The organism is Eubacteriaceae bacterium ES3, from assembly GCA_030586155.1.
Classification (GTDB): Bacteria; Bacillota; Clostridia; order Eubacteriales; family Eubacteriaceae; genus Acetobacterium.
Genome location: CP130741.1, coordinates 723,804 through 744,558 on the forward strand (window position 1 = coordinate 723,804; position 20,755 = coordinate 744,558).

The 20,755-nt window shown below is 40.5% G+C and carries 19 protein-coding genes; 15 read left to right on the plus strand and 4 right to left on the minus strand.

All coding sequences use genetic code 11. From position 1 onward, the window contains the following. Position 1: 1 nt before the first annotated feature. Positions 2-322: a hypothetical protein gene (locus Q5O24_03225; GenBank protein WKY48353.1), complete on the plus strand. Its 321-nt coding sequence runs from the start codon at positions 2-4 to the stop codon at positions 320-322. 154 nt (positions 323-476) lie between these two features. Here Q5O24_03225 and pheA read toward each other — a convergent pair whose 3' ends face one another. Together pheA and Q5O24_03235 are read right to left on the minus strand one after the other, a co-directional pair. Continuing rightward, positions 477-1,361 carry a prephenate dehydratase gene (gene pheA, locus Q5O24_03230; GenBank protein ID WKY48354.1) on the minus strand — a complete coding sequence of 295 codons (885 nt, stop codon included), beginning with the start codon at positions 1,359-1,361 and terminating at the stop codon, positions 477-479. A gap of 1 nt (position 1,362) precedes the next feature. Beyond that, complete coding sequence (locus Q5O24_03235; GenBank protein WKY48355.1) at positions 1,363-1,998, minus strand: lactate utilization protein; 636 nt, start codon at positions 1,996-1,998, stop codon at positions 1,363-1,365. A 179-nt stretch (positions 1,999-2,177) separates the two neighbouring features. On the opposite strand from Q5O24_03235, the gene Q5O24_03240 reads away from it, so the two are divergent. The 6 genes from Q5O24_03240 to Q5O24_03265 all read left to right on the plus strand — a co-directional run bounded on the left by Q5O24_03240 (position 2,178) and on the right by Q5O24_03265 (position 7,866). Further along, entirely contained in the window at positions 2,178-2,927 is a 750-nt protein-coding gene (locus Q5O24_03240; protein ID WKY48356.1) for an HAD family hydrolase, read from the plus strand. A gap of 134 nt (positions 2,928-3,061) precedes the next feature. Further along, the gene (locus Q5O24_03245) at positions 3,062-3,334 is read left to right on the plus strand and encodes a Veg family protein (GenBank protein ID WKY48357.1); all 273 of its coding nucleotides are present in this window, start codon (positions 3,062-3,064) and stop codon (positions 3,332-3,334) included. Between the two features lie 207 nt (positions 3,335-3,541). Beyond that, on the plus strand, positions 3,542-4,771 hold the full coding sequence (gene arcA, locus Q5O24_03250; protein ID WKY48358.1) for an arginine deiminase: 1,230 nt from the start codon (positions 3,542-3,544) through the stop codon (positions 4,769-4,771). A gap of 89 nt (positions 4,772-4,860) precedes the next feature. Then, entirely contained in the window at positions 4,861-5,847 is a 987-nt protein-coding gene (gene argF / locus Q5O24_03255; GenBank protein WKY48359.1) for an ornithine carbamoyltransferase, read from the plus strand. Positions 5,848-5,855: 8 nt separating this feature from the next. After that, positions 5,856-7,340 (plus strand): phosphomannomutase/phosphoglucomutase, encoded by a 1,485-nt coding sequence (locus Q5O24_03260; protein ID WKY48360.1) that lies wholly within the window; start codon positions 5,856-5,858, stop codon positions 7,338-7,340. Between the two features lie 76 nt (positions 7,341-7,416). Further along, positions 7,417-7,866, plus strand: coding sequence for a universal stress protein (locus Q5O24_03265; GenBank protein WKY48361.1), 450 nt, complete (start codon positions 7,417-7,419; stop codon positions 7,864-7,866). Between the two features lie 58 nt (positions 7,867-7,924). On the opposite strand, the gene Q5O24_03270 is transcribed toward Q5O24_03265, so the two are convergent. Both Q5O24_03270 and Q5O24_03275 read right to left on the minus strand, forming a co-directional pair. Then, positions 7,925-8,701 (minus strand): triose-phosphate isomerase, encoded by a 777-nt coding sequence (locus Q5O24_03270; GenBank protein WKY48362.1) that lies wholly within the window; start codon positions 8,699-8,701, stop codon positions 7,925-7,927. Positions 8,702-8,708: 7 nt separating this feature from the next. After that, on the minus strand, positions 8,709-9,158 hold the full coding sequence (locus tag Q5O24_03275) for an RpiB/LacA/LacB family sugar-phosphate isomerase (GenBank protein WKY48363.1): 450 nt from the start codon (positions 9,156-9,158) through the stop codon (positions 8,709-8,711). A gap of 314 nt (positions 9,159-9,472) precedes the next feature. Between Q5O24_03275 and Q5O24_03280 the strand changes: the two genes are divergently transcribed. The 8 genes from Q5O24_03280 to Q5O24_03315 all read left to right on the plus strand — a co-directional run bounded on the left by Q5O24_03280 (position 9,473) and on the right by Q5O24_03315 (position 20,754). Then, positions 9,473-11,482, plus strand: coding sequence for a sigma 54-interacting transcriptional regulator (locus tag Q5O24_03280; GenBank protein ID WKY48364.1), 2,010 nt, complete (start codon positions 9,473-9,475; stop codon positions 11,480-11,482). A gap of 56 nt (positions 11,483-11,538) precedes the next feature. Further along, positions 11,539-11,937, plus strand: coding sequence for a dihydroxyacetone kinase phosphoryl donor subunit DhaM (dhaM, locus tag Q5O24_03285; protein ID WKY48365.1), 399 nt, complete (start codon positions 11,539-11,541; stop codon positions 11,935-11,937). A gap of 142 nt (positions 11,938-12,079) precedes the next feature. Further along, on the plus strand, positions 12,080-13,087 hold the full coding sequence (locus tag Q5O24_03290) for a dihydroxyacetone kinase subunit DhaK (GenBank protein WKY48366.1): 1,008 nt from the start codon (positions 12,080-12,082) through the stop codon (positions 13,085-13,087). Between the two features lie 124 nt (positions 13,088-13,211). Continuing rightward, the gene (gene dhaL, locus Q5O24_03295; GenBank protein ID WKY48367.1) at positions 13,212-13,853 is read left to right on the plus strand and encodes a dihydroxyacetone kinase subunit DhaL; all 642 of its coding nucleotides are present in this window, start codon (positions 13,212-13,214) and stop codon (positions 13,851-13,853) included. A 295-nt stretch (positions 13,854-14,148) separates the two neighbouring features. Then, positions 14,149-14,955 carry an amino acid ABC transporter substrate-binding protein gene (locus Q5O24_03300; protein WKY48368.1) on the plus strand — a complete coding sequence of 269 codons (807 nt, stop codon included), beginning with the start codon at positions 14,149-14,151 and terminating at the stop codon, positions 14,953-14,955. Positions 14,956-15,128: 173 nt separating this feature from the next. Next, the gene (locus Q5O24_03305) at positions 15,129-15,791 is read left to right on the plus strand and encodes an amino acid ABC transporter permease (protein ID WKY48369.1); all 663 of its coding nucleotides are present in this window, start codon (positions 15,129-15,131) and stop codon (positions 15,789-15,791) included. An 8-nt stretch (positions 15,792-15,799) separates the two neighbouring features. After that, a complete protein-coding gene (locus Q5O24_03310) occupies positions 15,800-16,591 on the plus strand; it encodes an amino acid ABC transporter ATP-binding protein (protein ID WKY48370.1) in 792 nt (263 codons plus the stop codon). A 461-nt stretch (positions 16,592-17,052) separates the two neighbouring features. Beyond that, positions 17,053-20,754 carry a DNA-directed RNA polymerase subunit beta gene (locus Q5O24_03315; GenBank protein WKY48371.1) on the plus strand — a complete coding sequence of 1,234 codons (3,702 nt, stop codon included), beginning with the start codon at positions 17,053-17,055 and terminating at the stop codon, positions 20,752-20,754. Position 20,755 lies beyond the last annotated feature (1 nt).

Genomic DNA, 20,755 nt, shown 5'->3' on the forward strand with positions numbered 1-20,755 from the left:
GATGGGAAAAAAGTTTACAGCAAGATGTAATGTTTGTCAGACTGAATTTGATGTCCGAGAAGGCGGTGGCCTAAATTTTTATTTGCTGCATTGCAATAGCTGCGGTAAAGAAAAAGAGCTGAGCACCAAAGAAGTTGAAAAAGCATTACCGGACCAGAATCAAACCTTAAGCCGCAATGAGAAAATTGAAGCGATTGCTGGAACATGTGAAAATGGTCACTACCGCTTAAATGCTAAAGCGAGATGCCCTAAATGTGGCTCAGCTGACTACAGTATAGTAACAGACAAAGACGGAAAGGTGAGAATCGCCTTTTATGATTAAAGAAATTTAAAAACCCCAGGCTTACGACTTTTGGTCGGACAACCTGGGGTTTTATTTTTTCAGAATAATAGATTACGTTTAGTAGACGAAGATTGCTAAGCCGACTTTCTTCTGTAGTGTTTATCAATGAGATGAAAGCATTCTAAAATTTGATTTATTGTTTATCGTACTGCGGATAATACCCCAGAAACTGAAAGGTTTCCGTTTTCTCTTCAATAATAGGTAAAATACTCATCAGGGTATTCTGAGAAATATCACCGGTAAAATCCATAAAAAACAGGTATTCCCAGTTCTCTTTTAAAAGCGGCCGGGATTCAATCTTGCAGAGATTAAGAGAAAATACCGAAAAAATCCCAATAATTTCATAAAGAGCGCCAGGTCGGTGGGGGAGGTTAAACACCATACTGACCCGGGAAGGATTATTTCTTAGTTTAAGTTCTTTGGAAATCACCACAAATCTTGTCACATTAGTCTGAGAAAAACTGATATCATCAGCTAAAATATCCAAGTCATAAAGAGTGCTGGTTTTCTTACTGGCGATAGCTGCTTTTGTCAGATCGTTCTGTTCAGCGACATAAGCAGCAGCGATGGCTGTATTGTGATAAGGGATGCAGATCCAGTCCGGATAGTCTTTTAAAAAAAGCTGGGACTGGGAAAAACCCTGGGGGTGGGAATAGACCTCTTTAATATTTTCGATAGTGGCTCCGGGAGGTGCCAGCAGACAGTGTTTTACCCGGACTTCTTCTTCGCCGATAATATAATAATGATACTTTGACAGTAGATCGTAAACACTGGCTATTGAACCGGTAGAAGAATTCTCAATTGGTAAAACCCCGTAATCACATTGATTGTTATGAATACAATCGAAAACCTCATCAAAGCTCTGAAAAGGCTTGAGTTCACAATTATCATTAAAAAAAGAAAGTGAAGCTTCCTCGCCGTATGAACCGGCAGTACCAGCATAGGCAACTTTTGGATTTTCTTCCAGTGTGTAAGGATAGTCAGAAAAAGCCTGATTAAGTGATTTGAGATAATCCATTTTAATAACCCAGGTCTTCGCCGACCAGAATGATCTTGATGCGTCCGGGAATACCTGACTGGCGGGTAATGACAATATTGGAGCACATACAGTCTTCGGAATAACAGTTGTAGCATTGTCCTTTGTCATAACAAGGAGTCTTTCTATTCAAGCGGATGGCGTTCACTGGAGCAGCGGTGTTCTGGGCCCGATAAACCCCAGCATCAGTATTGGCAACAACTTTGTTCATACCGGCCAGGACAATTACCTGCTCTGGTCCAAAACATAAAAGGCTGACCCGATTGCTGTTGCCATCGACATTGACCAGCTCGCCGTCCATAGTGATCGCATTTGTTCCCATTAAAAAAGTATGAGATAGCATCCCTTTGGCTATGACTTCCCGTGTCTCCTGATAATTTTTAGCTGTTCCTCTGTCAATATATTCGAAATTTCCGTTTTTAATCGCATCCAGTAAACCGATTTCTTTAATTGATTCAGATCCGCCATGGGTGACAGACACTCCTTGTGGGATTAGTTCTAAACATTGTTCTAAGGCCTCGGCCTTTGTTTTGCAATAATATCCTTCAAATTTTCGCTTTTCAAACCGTTTAATCAGAGACTGAGCCAGGTTCTGATAATTCTCGTCTTTAAACCCCAAAAGTTATACCTCCGTTAAATAAATGTTAAATTCTATATTATTATAAACGAAAAGTTTCAAAAAATAAAATATTAAATAAAAAATGGGTATAATACTCTATGAGATGACTCAGACAGCTTTACAATGGGGTGATGCCTGGTCTGGTCATTTGAAATGGAAAAAGAAGAGGAGGGATCAAGATGCATCGTTATAAAGGAGTTGTGTTTGATCTGGATGGAACGCTGGTAGATTCATTGCATGATATAATGGATTCTTGCAATAAAATCATGAAATATCATAAGTTTCCAACCCATAGTTATGAAGAAGGGAAAAAATTGATCGGCAGGGGCTTGAAAAACCTCATGAAAATGGCGATTCCTGAAGAATACAGGGAAGACGATGTTTTCCTCGATGAACTGACAGATATGATGCGGGCAGAGTATGGAAATAATTACACTAAAAAAACGAAAGCTTATCCGGGAATTGAAAAGTTATTGGATTATCTGACCTATCATGAATTGCCTTTTGGCGTTTGTACAAATAAGCCGGATCCTATGGCCAAATCACTGGTCAAAACTGTTTTGAAAAAATATAACTTTGTGGATGTAATTGGCGAGACGGATCAGGAACCGCGTAAGCCTGACCCTGCAACAGTTTTTAAAATGTGTAGGGAAATGGGATTGGAGCCTTCAGACTGTCTTTATGTAGGAGACTCTCTGGTTGATTATGAAACCGCGAAAAACGCTGGAATGCTGTGCGTTCTGTGTACCTGGGGTTTTGAAGATATTGATGTGATTACGGCTCTTGATGATGCAATATGGATTCATAACCCTATGCGTGTTGTTGATGCTCTGCGCTATGGTAAAGAATTATATCATGTATTTAATGAAGAGCCAGAAAAGCATCCGCATGAGGAGAAAAAAAGCTATTGGGAAAAGAATAAACTGTAAACGAAAACAATTTGAAAATAAAAATGCAATTTTCATATTGACAAAGAATAAGCAGGTTGTTATAATAAAAAATTTTACATTTTGCCTATCTTGTGTTATACTATCTAAGAGAATACCACAGAGAGGTGAAGTTTATGCCAAAAGCTACGATAATGGACATTAAACGCGAGGTGGAAAACTATCTGGGCAGACGAGTCAAACTGGAAGCACATAAAAGCAAGAAAAAGCTCTACCAAAAAGAAGGGATTTTAGCGGAAACATATCCCAGCATTTTTACAGTTCGGATTCAGGAGGATCAGCGAAAAGAACAGAAACTGTCTTTCAGCTATTCTGATTTACTGACCCAAAGTGTCAAAATTGTATTACTGGATGAGAATGGAAGCGATCAGTCGATACTGGCATCCTAGTAATAAGATAAAAGAGGCAATCATCAGAACGCAATGCGTTTGATGATTGTTTTTCTTTTTGAGAAAATAAATTTGTAGTTTTTCGCAACTATAAAAAGATTTAGCAAACCCCAAAAAGATATAATTGTTTTCTGAGTCATTAAGGATTCGTTTGGGAAGTGTTGAAAAAAATGTTATAATACGAAAAAATGATAGAATGAGGAAAAAATGAAGAACTTTATAAATATAAATTCAGAAATTGGACCCCTCAAACGGGTGCTACTTCACCGACCGGGAAAAGAACTTGAACGGATTGTACCAGATTCTTTAAAGGAGTTGCTTTTTGAGGATATTCCCTGGCTTAAGCGGATGCAGGAGGAACACGATGAATTTGCCGCAATTCTAAGAGGTCGTGGTGTCGAAGTCTTGTATGTTGAAGATCTGCTTAAGGAAGTTTTAAAAAATAAGACTGTGAGGGAAGCGCTTATCCTTGAGGTAATTGATCAGAATCCATCTTCCGGGAATTATATTGATGGATTCTTAACTGAGTATCTGATGGGAATGGAGAGTGAGCGGCTTTCAGAAGCCTTAATCGCGGGAGTGCTGCAGAAAGAACTCGATCATATAGAAAGAAATATGGTGTTAACGGATTATTTAAAAGATCCTGAACCTTATGCATTTTATTTGAATCCTCTGCCTAATCTTTATTTTATGCGTGATCCGGCGGTGACTATTGGAAATGGTATGTGTATTTCATCGATGGCGACAAAAACCCGTAAACGGGAAAGTCAATACCTGGATGCCATTTACGACCAACATCCTTTATTTATAGGAGCAAATGATAAAAAATACTATTCTCATCAGAAATTTTTCTCTTTAGAAGGTGGAGATGTATTGGTTTTAAGTGAAAAAGCTGTAGCTGTCGGATGTAGCGAACGTACAAAAGTTCAGGCAGTGGAAGAGCTGGCCAAAAATCTGTTTGAAGATAATGAAGAAATAGAACAGGTGCTGGCGGTGAGAATTCCCAATAATCGAGCATTCATGCACCTGGATACGGTCTTTACGATGGTCAATAGAGATCAGTTTATCGTCTTTCCGGGGATTTTAGATCAGGTGGAAACCGTTATTATTAGTCGTGGAAAGAATAATAGTCTGATGTTTCATCAAGAAGAAACGCTGAAAAAGGCTTTAGCGGAGGTGTTGGGTTTAAGACAGGTTCAGCTAATTGAAAGCGGTGGTGGAAATCCGGTAGTGGCAGCCCGGGAACAGTGGAATGACAGTACTAATACCCTGGCGATTGCGCCGGGAGTGATTGTGGCCTACGCCAGAAACGAGCGTTCCAATGAAGTGCTTGAAGACAACGGTGTAGAAGTAATAGGAATAGAGGCTTCTGAACTGGTGCGGGGAAGAGGTGGTCCAAGGTGTATGACCATGCCTTTGTATCGCGAAAAAATATAATTGTATTCATTTTGTTGAATAAATAAGACTGTTAAAAATTAAGAATATCAGTTAAAATATAAAAAAGATATGAATTGCGGAGGAGCACAATGGATTTAAAAGGACGTCATTTATTGACATTGAAAGATTTCAGCCCGGAGGAGATTCAGTATTTAATTGATTTCGCGGGACGACTTAAAAAGAAAAAACAATCAGGTGAAATAGGAGAGCTGTTAAAAGGCAAAAATATCGTGCTTCTTTTTGAAAAAACTTCGACTCGAACACGATGTGCTTTTGAAGTGGCTGCTTTTGATGAAGGAGCCAATGTAACCTTTTTAACCAATAGCCAGATGGGCAAAAAAGAATCCGTTGAAGATACAGCTGTAGTTTTAGGACGCTTCTATGATGGAATAGAGTTTCGTGGTTTTGAACAGGAAACGGTTAATCAATTAGCCGAATATTCCGGAGTCCCAGTCTGGAGCGGTCTAACAGATTTGTACCATCCTACTCAGGTGCTGGCTGATCTTTTAACAGTACAGGAAAAATTTGGTGCTTTAAAAGGGCGAAGGTTAGTTTATGTGGGGGATGCCAGAAATAACATGGGGAATTCTTTGATGATTGGCTGCAGTAAAATGGGGATGCATTTTGTGGCAGTAGCCCCAAAGTCTTTATTTCCTGAAGATGAACTGGTTGAAGAAATGAAACAACTTTGTCTTGAAACAGGTGGTTCAATCACTCTCACCGAAGATATTGTAGCGGGTGTTTTAGGGGCTGATGTATTATATACCGATGTTTGGGTATCGATGGGTGAAGAAGCTCAGATGGCCGAGCGAATCGAATTATTAAAGGACTATCAGGTCAATATGGATATGGTAAAAGCTACGAAAAACCCTGATGTGATCTTTCTTCATTGTCTGCCCTCTTTCCACGACCTGGAAACAGAAGTGGCTAAAGATGTGAAGGCTCGCTTTGGTCTTTCTGAGATGGAAGTGACAGACGAAGTTTTCCGTAGTCAGCATTCTCTGGTTTTTGATGAAGCGGAAAATCGGATGCATACTATTAAAGCGGTAATGTGTGCAACACTGGTGGGGGAATAAAACGAAAAATGGAAATAAAAGAAATCAGTAAGCTTCAAAATGGATCGGATGTCAGAGGAATTGCCATCGAAGGTGTTCCCGGAGAAGCGGTTAATTTTACCCAGGATATGACGATGAAAATTGCCTATTCATTTGCACTATGGCTTTCTAAAAAGCTGGGTAAGGAACAGTTGACTTTTGCAATTGGCAGAGATAGTCGAATTACAGGAGAACACCTAATGCAGGCAGCAGCACTGGGGCTCGTGAGCCGTGGAGCAAAAGTTTATCGGTGTGGAATAGCTACGACCCCGGCAATGTTCATGACAACTGTTGATAAAAATTTGAAAGCGGATGGTGCGATTATGGTAACCGCCAGTCATTTACCTTTTAATCGTAATGGCTTGAAATTTTTCGATCGTGATGGCGGTTTGAACAAAGAAGATATTGCTGAAATTCTGAAAACTGCTGAAACAGTTGTGACTGATTTTCTTCCCGGCGGACAGGCAGAGGATTTTGATTTTATTGCAGTTTATGCGAATCGGATTGTTGAAATCATCAGAAATCAAACCGGAGAAGAAAGACCTTTAAGCAACAGTCGCATTGTGGTGGATGCCGGCAATGGAGCTGGCGGTTTCTTCGCTGATATGGTTTTAAAACCATTAGGTGCTAACACTGAAGGCAGCCTGTATCTTGAGCCTGATGGAAACTTTCCCAACCATGTGCCAAATCCTGAGGATGAAACAGCAATTGCCCATATTACAGAAGCGGTCCTTAAAAATCAGGCTGACCTGGGTATCATCTTCGATACAGATGTAGATCGGGCTGCGATAATTGATGAAACTGGGAAGGCAATAAACCGTAACGGATTTATTGCTTTTATAGCCGGAATCCTGCTTGAACAGTATCCGGGATCGACAATTGTGACAGATTCAGTGACTTCCACTGGGCTTGCGGAATATATAAAATTTTTGGGTGGAAAGCATTATCGCTTTAAACGTGGGTATAAAAATGTTATCAACGAAGCGATCCGTTTAAATGAGACAGGGGTGGAAACTCACTTGGCTATGGAAACCAGTGGTCACGGTGCGATAAAAGAAAATTATTTTCTGGATGATGGTGCTTATTTGGTGACCATGGTATTAATCCGCTACGCTCAGTTATTAAAAGAAGGAAAAACCATCAGCTCGGTACTAACAAAGTTAAAAGAGCCCGTTGAAGCTAAAGAAATCAGACTAAAAATTGAAGCTGATGATTTTAAGACCTATGGACAAAAGGTGCTCGACGCTTTTTCAGATTTTGCAGAAAAGCAGTCGGGTTGGAGTCTTGAAGAACCCAATTTTGAAGGGGTTCGGGTTAATTGTAATGAAACTGCGGGTAATGGCTGGTGTCTGTTGAGGTTGTCTCTGCATGATCCGATTTTACCCCTTAATATTGAATCAGACGAAGTTGGTGGATGTGGAATAATAGAAGAACGGATTCGCAGTTTTCTTAAAGCATTCCCGGAAATTATTTAAGTAAGACTTCAAAGAAGTGTTGTGTCTTGGCTTTTCAAAATGGATGAAAAGCAACTTGACAGAAAGGGAGGAAAAGATGAAAAAAATACTTGTTCCCGTTGACGGTTCGGTTTTATCAGTTAAAGCGGTTGCCGAGGCGAAAAAAATGGCAGAAGCATTTCAGTCCGATTTGATTTTTCTCAGTGTGGCAAGTGGTTCGACCCCACCGGAAAAGGAAACATCTAATAAAGTAATCAAAGAAGGTCTGGAGATGCAGGAGTATGTTTCTAAGTTTAAGACAAATGCAGAATTGTATTTAGAGGATGCAAGAAACAGCGTTGAGGGATTTGCTGGTGAAATTGAAACTGTTCTTTTATATGGCGATCCAGCTGAGCGGATTGAAGATTACCTTGACGAACATGAGGTTGATATGATTGTCATGGGGTCTAACGGAGTAGGAGTTTCAATGCTTCATCAATTATTGATTGGCAGTGTCACTTCGAAAATTCTGAAATTTGCCAGCCAACCGGTACTAATTGTAAAATAGTATAAGCCTGCATAGTAATATGCAGGCTTGTTTTTGTGAAAAATCAGTTTAGGAGACGTTAATTGCTTAAAGTATGAAGGACCGATTTCATAATTTCTTTGAATAGGTCGGGCTGCCAGGCGCTGCGACCAATAAACAGGCCGTTTACGTTTTCGAGTGCGGCATAGTCGCTGGCATTATGAATATTAACACTTCCACCGAATAATAAAGGGATCTGCGAGCCTTTTTCTCCAAATCGTTCGATGAGAACCGTCCGTAAATAATCATGGATTTCTTTGACGTAAGGAGTTTCCGCTGGTGTGCCGCCTACTCCAATTGCCCAGACAGGTTCGTAAGCGATCCAGAAATTCCCGATTGCTTCAGTAGAAAAACCTGTTAAGGCAATCTTTAGTTGTTTAGCCAACATTTCTTTGGAAACGCCATAATGCTTGTCTTCGATTCTTTCGCCGATGCAGATTAAGGGAGTAAATCCGTGTTTGAGGGCTGACAGAGCTTTTCGGTTAACGGCTTCATCGGTTTCATTAAAATACTGTCGGCGTTCTGAGTGCCCCAATTCAACAATATCCAGGCCAATTTCTTTTAGCATTATCGGTGAGATTTCACCGGTAAACTGGCCGAAATCTTCTTCGTGCATATTCTGAGCGCCAAGTTTAAGTGGGCTGCATTTTTCTTCAATCAGTTCTTTGATCTTCCAGAGATGGGTATAGGGTGGGATAATAAAAAAGTCGAAGTCCTCATAAGACTTAATAATTTGCATTAACTGCTCTGTATATTCTAGCCCTTCAGCGAGGGTTTTGTTCATCTTCCAATTGGTGCCCAATAAAAATTTTTTCATCCCGGACCTACTTCATATATGTTTTTTCCAAATCACGCATTTTTTCGACTTTCCGAGTTGAGCCCCCGCCCTGAAAGCTGCTCTTTAACCAGGCTTCAGCAATCATTTTTGCCAATTCGACGCCTATTACTCGGGCTCCCATTGTCAGGATGTTGGCATCATTACTTTTGGCCAGGCGTTCAGCTGAATAAACATCGTGACAGGTCCCGGCAAAAACGCCTGGGACTTTGTTGGCCATCATGGCAACTCCCAGTCCGGTTCCACAGAAAATAAAACCACGATCAAATTCCTTGTTTTTGATAGTCTCGGCCAGATTAAATGCAATATCCGGATAATCGCATTCATGAGTAGATGAATATTTTAAATCTGTTATATCGTAGCCGGCATTCTTTAGGTATTCAAAAATTTGATCTTTAAAATCAATAGCAGCATCATCACAATCAATGGCAATTTTCATAATTTTCTCCTTATTTTATGGTGGGATTGAAAGGTTATGTGGGGAAGGTTTTTAGCATGGAATGCTAAAAACCTCCTAACAATGGCTTTCGTATAGCGTTTAAGGTATTGCTTTTATCAATACGTTATCATTATGTCACAGACATTAGTCTTTGTAAAGACTAGCAATTAGTATAAATTTAATAGCCGTAGACAAAGAAATTTGATGTTCTTATGTTTGTGTTAATGAGTGGGATGCTGAGGATGGCCTATAATTTGACTAGGTAAGAATTGAAGTAACGGTAACGAAAAAGCTTTTGAAAAATTGGAGTAATAATGGAAAAAACGATAGTGATTAAAAATAAAAATGGTCTACATACCCGTGTTGCAGCCATGGTAGCAAGGCAGTCTCAAAGCATTGAAAAAACTTATAATTGTCGATTGTTTATTAAACGTTTCGGTTCGCGGACGGGAGTGCCCTGTAATTCAGTTTTACCGCTGGTATCATTAAAAATAAAATATGGCGAAGAGGCAACAATTTATAGCGACAGTTCAGATGGAGAAAATGCCGTTTTGGGATTGATTGACTTCTTAGAACAAATTCCACTGCTTGAATTACCGGAAATCGAAGCAGTCGATAATTTACTGCAAGAAAGCACCTTGGCCAGTGAGAAAATTTTTGAAAGCATTGATAACGGTCTGATTGCCATGGATAGTGAAGGGATTATTAATATTTTCAATCGGGCTGCCGAGGAAATTACTGGGATTAAAGCCAGTGATATTATTGGAAAAAAAGGTGACGACTGGGTGCCGAACTTTAATCTGCAGGATCTTTTGCATTCTAAAGATGAAAAGTTGGGACTAAAGCACAAGATTGGAAAAAAATGGGTGGTCACCAATAAAAGCCCGATTATTGCTGGAGATGAAATTGTCGGTGGTGTGGTCGTCTTTCAGGATATTTCGCAGATAGAAGAAATGTCCTGGGAGCTGCACAGTATCAAAGAACTGAAAGAGAAACTCAATACCATTCTGGAAACGGTTGACGATGGGATCTGTATGATTGACCAGAAAAGAAGGGTTACTTATGTCAATTATCCTTTTGTTAAGATGTTCAAAAAGGATGGAACACAGGTCTTGTCACGCGCGATTGATGATTTATTTATCGGGGAAAATTTTACTGATGCTTTTTTTGATGGACTTCAGGATCTGATGATTAAATCTGATAATGGCAGAGAGCTGATTATGATGTCCCGGCCGATTATTATAGAAGACAAACGTCGAGGCAATGTACTGGTAGCGAGGGAATTGACGGAGATTGAAAAGCTGGTGGAGCGGGTGGAAGCATTGAGTGCTAAAGCGTCTTATCTCCAGGATGAGCTATCCAAGAAAGAAGAACTTAATCCTTCCTTTAATTGTATAATGGGGAAAAGCGGAGCGCTTATTGAAAGTTTGACAATTGCTTCTAAAGCGGCCCGGACTGACGCAACAGTCTTGGTTAGAGGTGAAAGTGGGACTGGTAAAGAACTGGTGGCCAGAGCCATTCACCGGGCCAGTAGCCGGGGGAAAAAAGCTTTTGTCAGCATGAACTGTGCAGCGATTCCGCCTAATCTCCTGGAGAGTGAACTGTTTGGGTATGAGAAAGGTGCATTTACAGGAGCTTACAAGGAAAAGAGAGGGAAATTTGAAGTAGCTGATGGCGGAACCATATTTTTAGATGAGATTGGAGATATGGATAAGATGATGCAGGCAAAACTTTTACGGGTTTTGCAGGAACAGGAAATTGAGCGTATTGGTGGTATCCAACCGATAAAGATTGATGTAAGGGTGATTGCGGCTACCAATGCACCACTGGAAAAATTGATGGAAGAAGGTAGATTTCGAAACGATTTATATTATCGTTTAAATGTTATCACGGTAATGCTTCCCCCTTTGCGTCAGCGAAAAGGGGATATTCCGCTTCTGGTGGATCATTTTTCGGAGAAGATCAGTAAAAAATACGATCTTCCTCGTTGTACAATGACTAAAAAAGCCTTAGCAGCTCTGGAACAATATCATTTTCCGGGAAATATCAGAGAACTGGAGAATATTATTGAGTCCGGTGTAACTTTGTCAAATAATGACTGGGTAACACTTCAAGATTTACCGGCATATTTGAGGCAGCCTGATGAAGGAGATAAAGCGGCCTTGGATTGGGGTGGGGAGAATTTACCCAGCTTGGAGGAGATGGAAAAAGAATTGATCGCAAAAGCCCTGGAAAAAGCTGGTTCATACCGTCAGGCAGGGATAATACTGGGGATTGATCATAAAACGGTTGCGGCAAAAGCCAGGAAATATCAGCTTTTATAAGATTGGCATAAAATTTGCTTTTTAAAATGCCAATAACCAGAAAAGGAGGAGCATTAATGACAGGTGTGATTATTGTATCCCATAGTGAAAAGCTGGCAGAAGGCTTGCGCGACATTGTGATGGAAATGAATGACGGCAGTGTGGAAATAATTGCCGCGGGAGGCACTGGTGACGGCCGAATTGGGACGAATACCAACAGAATTAAAAATGCGATTGAAAGTTTGCATGATAAGGATCAGATTCTTATTTTTGTGGATTTGGGGTCAGCAGTGATTTGCAGTGAAACAGCTATTGAAATGCTGGATGACGAGGGCTTGCAGGAGAAAGTGCATATTGTGGATGCACCGCTTGTAGAAGGGGTAGTTGGAGGCGTTGTACAGGCAACAATTTCTGATGACCTTGATGCCATTATTAATACCGCTAAAGAGGGTGCGACCATTAAAAAAGTTAACTAATGGGGAATAAACACCCGGATGGGAATAATTCCCCATCAATTTGTTGATGAAAAGAAGTGAAAGCCTTATTTTAGGCCGATTTTTGATTGGCATATTATTTGCTTTATAGAAAACGTATTCAGATAAAATTTAGGAGGATAAAATGAAACGGTTAATTAATGATGCTTATGATGTAGTGGAAGAAATGCTTGAAGGTTATGTAACAGCGCACAAAGATCATGTGGTCATGGACCAGTCTTCTGAAGCCCAGGGAAGGGTTGTTGTTAGCAAGTCTGCTAAGCAAAAAGACAAAGTCGGTGTAATCATTGGTGGTGGATCGGGACATGAACCGCTATTTTTAGGCTATGTCGGAAAAGGTTTTGCAGATGCAGCGGTTATCGGAAATATCAATACATCTCCTTCTCCAGATCCGTGCTATGCTTCTGTTAAGGCGATTGATACCGGAAAAGGCTGTATTTATCTTTATGGAAACTACGCTGGTGATGTCATGAACTTTGATATGGGTGCTGAAAAAGCTGATGAAGAAGATGGTATCCGGGTTGAAACGGTACTGGTAACTGATGATGTTATTTCCTCTGAAAATATTGAAGATCGTCGTGGGATTGCTGGAGATTTCTTTGTTTTCAAAGCTGCTGGAGCAAAAGCTGAAATGGGTGGAGATCTGGATGAAGTTGTTGCTGCTGCTAAAAAATGTAATGATGTGACCAGAACCATGGGTGTAGCCATGTCGTCAGCAACTCTGCCATCTAAAGGTGGTCCGATTTTTGAAATGGAAGATGGCGATATGGAAATCGGTATGGGGATCCATGGGGAACCAGGCGTGCGTCGAGGAAAAATTGAGCCCGCTGATAAGGTGATTGATCAGATAATGGAACCGATTCTTGCTGATCTTCCGTATGAAAGTGGAGACGAAGTTTATGTTCTGGTCAACAGTCTTGGCGCAACCCCTTTAATGGATCTGCATATCTGCTTCAGAAGAGTTTCTCAGATTTTAGCTGAAAAAGGGATTACTATTTATAAATCGCTGATCGGTTCTTTTGCTTCTTCTATGGATATGGCTGGAATGTCTGTGACATTAGTAAAACTAGACGATGAAATGAAGGAATTGCTAGACTATCCATGTGATACACCTTATTTTAAACAGTTTTAAATAAGACGGTAAAAGATTAAGATAACAGATAACAGAGACGAGGGAATATGCCCGCGATAACTTTGTTATTATTCGGGTTGGCAGAAAGCTGCCAGCCCTTTAACTACTTAAGGAGGCTATTAAGATGAGCGAATATATTTTAAATAAAGATTATTTTGTTAATGTGATGACTGATTTGATCACTTTAGCGGAAGAAAAAAAGGAATACTTCTCGGAGCTTGATTCAGCAATCGGAGATGGAGATCATGGGATGAACATGAGCATTGGTTTCAGGGAAGTTAATAAAAATCTGGAAGAGTGGAAGGATGGGGATATCAGTTCGCTTTTTAAAAATGTTGGTACAGCTCTGCTTGATAAAGTTGGCGGTGCGTCAGGTCCTCTTTATGGTGGCTTTTTTACTAAAATGGGCGTGCCAATCAAAGGAAAAGAAGAAGTGACTTTTGATGACTATCTGGCAATGATGGAAGCGGGTATCGCTATTATTGAAAAACGAGGCAAAGCAGTAGTGGGTGATAAAACAATGGTTGATACCTTGCGACCGGCCATTGATGCTTTGAAGAAAGCTTACACTGAAGACGGTCTTGAACCCAAGGAAGCGATGAAAAAAGCGGTTGAAGTGGCAGAAGCAGGTTCGGATTCGACTATTCCGCTGGTAGCTAAAAAAGGTCGGGCAATGCGTTTAGGTGAAAGAGCGATCGGTCACCGAGATCCTGGTTCAGCTTCCAGTGCGGCCATTATGGCAATTTTTTACAATAACATGCCGTAAATCATGAAATGACTATAATGCAAAAGAGACCTGTTCTGACGAAGGGATAAAATATCTTGTCGGAATAGCTCTCTTTTTTATATTGATTAAAGTGGTGTTTGATAGGGTAAAAAGAATGGTAAATGCCCTCTGGGAGGAAAAATGAAAGTATGATGTTCTTAGCTGTTTTAAAGAAGTTAAAAAGATGATAAAGCACTGATAAAAAATATAAGACGTTTGCAGTAAAGGGTTGGCAAATTAACGTGATAAAGTGTATAATAGGCTCTGTAATATTTTAGGAAAAGAGGAAACAGGAATGAAAAAGAAAAGTATTGCTGGTTTATTGCTGCTGTTATTAAGCCTTGCTGTTTTGTTGGCGGGTTGCTCGAGCTCTGATTCAACCGAAGCTGAAGCAACTGGTGACAATGACGATCAGACCTTTGTTGTTGGTCTGGATGATTCATTCCCACCAATGGGTTTCAGAGATGAAAACAATGAAATCGTGGGATTTGACGTGGATCTGGCCAAAGAGGTCGGTGAGCGCTTAGGCATGGAAGTGGTACTGCAGCCAATTAACTGGGACACAAAAGAGCTGGAACTGGACTCAGGAAATATTGACGTTATCTGGAATGGTCTAACGATTACCGAAGAAAGAAAAGAAGTGATGGATTTCACCAAACCTTATCTGGAAAATGATCAGGTAATAGTGGTGAAAAACGGTTCAGATATTGCGACCAAAGCAGATTTGGCTGGAAAAAATATTGGTGTTCAAAAAGGATCCTCTGCATATGATGCTTTCACCTCTGATGAAATCAGTACTGAGGTTGCTGATCTGACGGAATATCCGGAAAATGTATCAGCTTTGGCTGACCTGGGTATTGGTAGAATTGATGCAGTAATTGTAGATTCGATTGTCGCCAGATACTATATTACATCAGAAAATGCTGAGTTTACTATTCTTGAAGAAAGCCTGGCACCGGAAGAGTACGGTGTAGCGGTTAAAAAAGGCAACACGGAACTTCTGGATCAGATTCAGGAAGCACTTGATGCAATGAATGAGGATGGAACAGCCGCAGAAATTTCAACAAACTGGTTTGGCGAAGATATTGTTTTAAAGAACTAATGAGATAAAAATTATCGACGTAAAAATCGGATAGAATTATCCGATTTTTTACGTCAGAAATGTAACCTTGCGACCGGAAAAAATAGAACCTGTGTGGCGTTCAAGCACAGACGATGGTTATGTTTTTTCTGTTCACATTGTTAAACTATTATGACTATTTTCAGGAGATATATATGTCGGATTTTATAAGCTATTTTTTAAGGATTACCCTGCCAATCTTACAGGGGTTAGGGGCAACACTGGGCGTTTTTGGAGTGACCATTGTTTGTTCAATTCCCCTTGGCTTTATGTTTACATTGATGGTGCAAAGTCGGGTTAAACCGCTGCAGGCTTTTGCCAGGCTTTATATTTATGTGATGCGGGGAACTCCGCTTTTGCTGCAATTGATGTTTGTTTATTTTGGTTTGCCACTGCTGCCCGTGGTTGGTGATTTTCTGATTTTCGGACGTTTTCAGGCTGCCTGTATTGCTTTCTGCCTGAATTATGCAGCCTACTTTGCGGAAATTTTTCGCGGAGGACTTTTGGCCATTGATAAAGGACAATATGAGGCAGCCAAGGTACTGGGGCTGACTCGGTTTGAAACAATGACTCGGGTAGTCATTCCTCAGATGGTTAGGGTTTGCCTGCCGTCCATCAGCAATGAAACTATAACGCTAGTTAAGGATACAGCATTGGTTACGGTAATTGGAGTGGCTGAAGTGTTGCATTATGCCAAGACCACGGTGAATCGCGAAGCAGATACCTTTGCTTTTATAGTGGCAGCGCTGATCTATCTGGCAATTAACTTTGTCATTACATTAATCTTCAAAAAACTTGAGACCAGATATGAATTTTAGGAGAAAAAATGGAAGTAATTAAAGTTAATCAGCTAAATAAAAGTTTCGGCGAAAATCATGTGCTTAAAAACATTTCTTTTTCCGTTAATAAAGGTGATGTGGTGGCGATTATCGGATCCTCGGGATCTGGAAAATCAACCCTTTTACGATGTTTAATCGATCTCGAAAAAGCAGATCAGGGAGACATTCTAATTGAGGGAAAACCATTGTTAAAAGAAGGGAATTATCCAGCAGTATCAGAAATTCGGGAAATCATTATGAAGATGGGGATGGTCTTTCAACATTTCAATCTTTTTCCGCACTTAACCGTACGGGAAAATCTTGAATTGGCGCCTAAAGTCGTTAAAAAACAGGAAACCTCGGAAATGAAAGAAAAATGTGAAACCTATTTGAGAAAAGTAGGCTTATCTGGGCGGATTGATGCAATGCCGTCCACTTTGTCTGGAGGGGAAAAGCAGCGTGTGGCGATTGCTCGAGCCTTGATGATGAACCCTGACATACTGCTGTTTGATGAACCGACTTCAGCTTTAGATCCCGAATTAACCGGAGAGGTTTTAAATGTCATGAAAAGTCTTGCTGAAGAGCATATGACCATGGTGGTGGTTACCCATGAGATGGGTTTTGCCAGAGAAGTGGCCAATAAGGTTTTGTTTATGGATTCCGGAATTATTCTGGAAGAAGGGTCGCCGGATGAAATTTTCTTAAACCCTAAAGAGCAGAGAACTTGTGAATTCTTAAAGAGTATTATTCGCGAGAAAGAAAAAACAAAAAAACACTTCCGACTTAAGCGATATCAATAATAATTACAAAGATATCGGCAATAAATTTGTTGATTTTGACCGTTGGATTTAATAAGAATAAAAAAATGAACCGCAAGAAAATGCCTGTTAAAGCAGTATTTTCTTGCGGTTCATTCTTTGAGATAGATATATTTGTGTGTGAAGAACAAATATTATTATTTTCCCACTGGTTATCTTGACAAATTAAAAAACTTGTGATAGTATATAAAATTGCATTGGTATCTTTTAAAATGAGGTTTCTATGCTTCTGCGTGCGTTTAAAAACTAGCGAAATCCGGCGAATATTTCGAGGGACCAAAACTGATCAAAGGGGATGGTTTTCGAAAAGATTCAGGCTGATTTCCTGTTTATAATAACACATGGAGAGATGAAAAACAACAGGCAAATTTTGATGAAACGTATCTTGCAGGCTGAGCTTATAATCATCAGTTGCCGAGTATTTTTGTGAGGGGTGATAGCGGATGGAAATAATGCATCCTGAGAGAAATGGATTGAGAACACGCCAAAGCTTTTCCAAGATTAAAGAGGTTATTGAGATGCCTAATTTAATCGAAGTCCAGAAAGACTCTTATGATTGGTTTATTGAAAAAGGGCTACAGGAAGTATTCGATGACATTGACAAAATTGAAGACTACACTGGGAATTTAGTTTTGGAATTTGTGGACTATTCCATTGAAGGGAAACCAAAGTATTCGGTAGAAGAGTGTAAAGAAAGGGATCAAACCTATTTTATACCTCTAAAAGTAACTGTTCGACTGATCAACAAGGAAAAGAACGAAGTAAAAGAACAGAAAGTATACATGGCTGATTTACATAAAATGACCGATACCGGGACGTTTATTGTAAATGGAGCTGAAAGGGTTATCGTTAGTCAGTTGGTGCGTTCACCAGGCGCATATTTTTCACTGACACGAGACAAACTTGGAAAAAAACTGTTTTCTGCCCAAGTTATCCCAAACCGAGGGGCTTGGTTGGAATACGAAACAGATTCCAATGATATTATGTACGTTAAGATTGACCGGACCAGAAAATTGCCAATTACTGCTTTAATCAGAGCACTTGGTCTGGGAACTAATCAGGAAATACTTGATTTTTATGGTGAAGATCTTAGATTGATCGAAACTATCAAAAAAGATGAAAACAACAATATGAAATCAACCCGAGACGGGCTGATTGAGATTTACAAGCGACTTAGACCAGGCGAACCCCCTACGGTAGAAAGTGCTCAATCACTTCTGAACTCCATGTTTTTTGACGATCGCCGTTATGATTTGGCGAAAGTCGGACGGCATAAATACAATAAGAAGCTGGCTCTGTCAACCAGAATAGCTGGTCAACGGGCAGCAGAAACAATCATTGATACCGAAACCGGAGAAGTGTTTGTTGAAGCAGGGGAGATTATTTCAAGTGATGTTGCTGTAGATATTCAAAACGCCGGTATCAACGTGGTGGATGTACGAGTCGAAGAAGGAACAGAAGATCGTCCTGAAGGAATGGTAGCACGAATTATCGGAAACGGATTTGTGGATATTTATGCACAGGATATACCATTTGATATAACTGATCTGAATATCACTGAGATGGTTTGTTATGAGGTTCTCCAAGAGATCCTCGAAGCTGACATAAGTGATGAAGAAAAGAAAAAAACAATGAAAAAACGGATGGATGAACTGGTTCCAAAACACGTTTTGATCTCAGATCTTCATGCATCTATTTCTTATATTATTGGACTTAATTACGATATTGGGGCGATCGATGATATTGACCACTTAGGAAATCGACGTCTGCGGTCAGTAGGAGAGTTGCTGCAAAATCAGTTCAGAATTGGTTTATCTCGAATGGAACGAGTAGTTCGTGAGCGAATGTCGGTTCAGGATGATGAAGTTTTAACACCGCAGGGATTGATCAACACACGACCAGTTAACGCGGCCTTAAAAGAATTCTTTGGGTCTTCCCAGCTGTCTCAGTTTATGGATCAGACTAACCCTCTGGCAGAACTGACACATAAAAGACGTTTATCGGCCTTGGGACCAGGTGGTCTTAGTCGAGAGCGAGCGGGATTTGAAGTCCGTGATGTTCACCATAGCCATTATGGTCGTATGTGTCCGATTGAAACGCCTGAAGGTCCTAACATCGGGCTGATCGGTTCACTAAGTACCTTTGCCCGAGTGAATGAGTACGGTTTTATCGAAGCGCCTTACCGTAAAGTTGTGAATGGGGTTGTAACTGAACAAATTGACTATATTGCCGCCGATGAAGAAGGCCGCTATACAATTGCTCAGGCCAATGAACCGTTAGATGAAAATGGTGCATTCGTACGTAAACAGGTTACTGGGCGTGCCGGCAGCAAGCGTGATTTTGTATTGATTGCCGCTGATCGCGTTGACTATATGGATATCTCGCCCAAACAGGTTGTATCAGTCGCGACTTCATTAATTCCCTTCCTTGAAAATGATGATGCCAATCGAGCCCTGATGGGAGCGAATATGCAGCGTCAGGCTGTGCCATTGTTAATCCCCAAAGCGCCAGTAATTGGTACAGGGATGGAACATAAGTCTGCCAAAGATTCCGGTGTTTGTGCGATCGCCAAAAAATCAGGGATTATTGAACGGGTCGAAGCGGCCTGCATCTATATCAGAAATGATGAGGGCGACCTGGACAAATACCCACTGATTAAATTCAAACGTTCCAACCAGGGAACCTGTATGAACCAGAAGCCTCTGGTTTCAAAAGGGCAACGTGTTGAAGCTGGCGATATTATTGCGGATGGACCTTCAACAGAGATGGGTGAACTGGCCCTTGGTCAGAATATCTTAATCGGCTTTATGACCTGGGAAGGTTATAACTACGAGGATGCGATTCTGATTAATGAGAAAATATTAAAAGAAGACGTATTTACATCCATTCATGTTGAGGAATTTGAATGTGAAGCTCGAGAAACCAAATTAGGTCCAGAAGAAATTACCAGAGATATACCAAATGTCAGCGAAGATTCGCTTAAGAACCTTGATGAACGTGGAATTATCTATGTTGGTGCTGAAGTTAAATCAGAAGATATTCTGGTTGGGAAAGTAACGCCGAAAGGCGAAACTGATTTATCGGCTGAAGAAAAGCTTCTGCGGGCGATTTTTGGTGAGAAAGCGCGTGAAATCAGAGATACTTCATTAAAAGTACCTCATGGTGAATCTGGTATTGTTCTGGATGTTAAAGTTTTCTCCAGAGAAAATAAAGATGAAGACTTAAAACCGGGCGTAAATACCCTAGTTCGAGTCCTGATTGCGGTTAAACGTAAGATTCAGGTAGGTGATAAAATCGCTGGTCGACATGGTAACAAAGGGGTTATTTCGAGAATTCTGCCGGAAGAGGATATGCCTTTTATGCCAGATGGAACACCACTTGAAATTGTTTTAAATCCTTTGGGGGTGCCATCGCGAATGAATATTGGGCAGGTTCTGGAGGTCCATCTGGGACTGGCCATGCGAGAACTTGGCTATCATATTGCGACACCAGTATTTGACGGTGCTCATGAGGATGATATTATGCAACTGCTTGATCAGGCGGGATTGCCGGAAAATGGAAAAATCCAGTTGTTTGATGGTCGAAGCGGTGAGCCTTTTGATAATCCGGTTACTGTTGGCTATATGTATATCTTAAAACTCCATCATTTGGTTGACGATAAAATGCATGCCCGTTCAACCGGACCATATTCACTGGTAACACAGCAGCCGCTGGGTGGTAAAGCTCAGTTTGGCGGTCAGCGTTTTGGTGAAATGGAAGTTTGGGCCCTGGAAGCGTATGGGGCAGCTCATACACTGCAGGAAATCCTGACTATTAAATCGGATGACGTGGTTGGCCGTGTAAAAGCTTATGAATCCATTGTTAAAGGTGAGAATATTCCGAAACCAGGTATTCCGGAATCCTTTAAAGTATTGATGAAAGAGTTCCAGAGTTTGGGATTGGATGTAAATGTGCTCAATGATCAGGAAATGATCAGACTTCTGGATGAAGAGATGGACGAGCCAGATCCAATTGAAGAACTGACAAGCGAAATTGGCAAAGCGGAAATTTCTGAGGAAGATGAAGAGAAATTAAATGATGCTTACCAGATAAGCTCAGCAGACGATGAACAAGGCGATGAAGATGACGACATCTTTTTTGAATAAT

Coding starts and splice junctions, on each gene's coding strand:
- Q5O24_03290 (WKY48366.1), top strand. CDS start 12,080: ATGAAACGGTTAATTAATGATGCTTATGATGTAGTGGAAGAAATGCTT.
- Q5O24_03240 (WKY48356.1), top strand. CDS start 2,178: ATGCATCGTTATAAAGGAGTTGTGTTTGATCTGGATGGAACGCTGGTA.
- arcA (WKY48358.1), top strand. CDS start 3,542: ATGAAGAACTTTATAAATATAAATTCAGAAATTGGACCCCTCAAACGG.
- Q5O24_03315 (WKY48371.1), top strand. CDS start 17,053: ATGGAAATAATGCATCCTGAGAGAAATGGATTGAGAACACGCCAAAGC.
- Q5O24_03225 (WKY48353.1), top strand. CDS start 2: ATGGGAAAAAAGTTTACAGCAAGATGTAATGTTTGTCAGACTGAATTT.
- Q5O24_03310 (WKY48370.1), top strand. CDS start 15,800: ATGGAAGTAATTAAAGTTAATCAGCTAAATAAAAGTTTCGGCGAAAAT.
- dhaL (WKY48367.1), top strand. CDS start 13,212: ATGAGCGAATATATTTTAAATAAAGATTATTTTGTTAATGTGATGACT.
- Q5O24_03245 (WKY48357.1), top strand. CDS start 3,062: ATGCCAAAAGCTACGATAATGGACATTAAACGCGAGGTGGAAAACTAT.
- Q5O24_03280 (WKY48364.1), top strand. CDS start 9,473: ATGGAAAAAACGATAGTGATTAAAAATAAAAATGGTCTACATACCCGT.
- Q5O24_03265 (WKY48361.1), top strand. CDS start 7,417: ATGAAAAAAATACTTGTTCCCGTTGACGGTTCGGTTTTATCAGTTAAA.
- Q5O24_03305 (WKY48369.1), top strand. CDS start 15,129: ATGTCGGATTTTATAAGCTATTTTTTAAGGATTACCCTGCCAATCTTA.
- pheA (WKY48354.1), bottom strand. CDS start 1,361: ATGGATTATCTCAAATCACTTAATCAGGCTTTTTCTGACTATCCTTAC.
- dhaM (WKY48365.1), top strand. CDS start 11,539: ATGACAGGTGTGATTATTGTATCCCATAGTGAAAAGCTGGCAGAAGGC.
- Q5O24_03275 (WKY48363.1), bottom strand. CDS start 9,158: ATGAAAATTGCCATTGATTGTGATGATGCTGCTATTGATTTTAAAGAT.
- Q5O24_03300 (WKY48368.1), top strand. CDS start 14,149: ATGAAAAAGAAAAGTATTGCTGGTTTATTGCTGCTGTTATTAAGCCTT.
- Q5O24_03260 (WKY48360.1), top strand. CDS start 5,856: ATGGAAATAAAAGAAATCAGTAAGCTTCAAAATGGATCGGATGTCAGA.
- Q5O24_03270 (WKY48362.1), bottom strand. CDS start 8,701: ATGAAAAAATTTTTATTGGGCACCAATTGGAAGATGAACAAAACCCTC.
- argF (WKY48359.1), top strand. CDS start 4,861: ATGGATTTAAAAGGACGTCATTTATTGACATTGAAAGATTTCAGCCCG.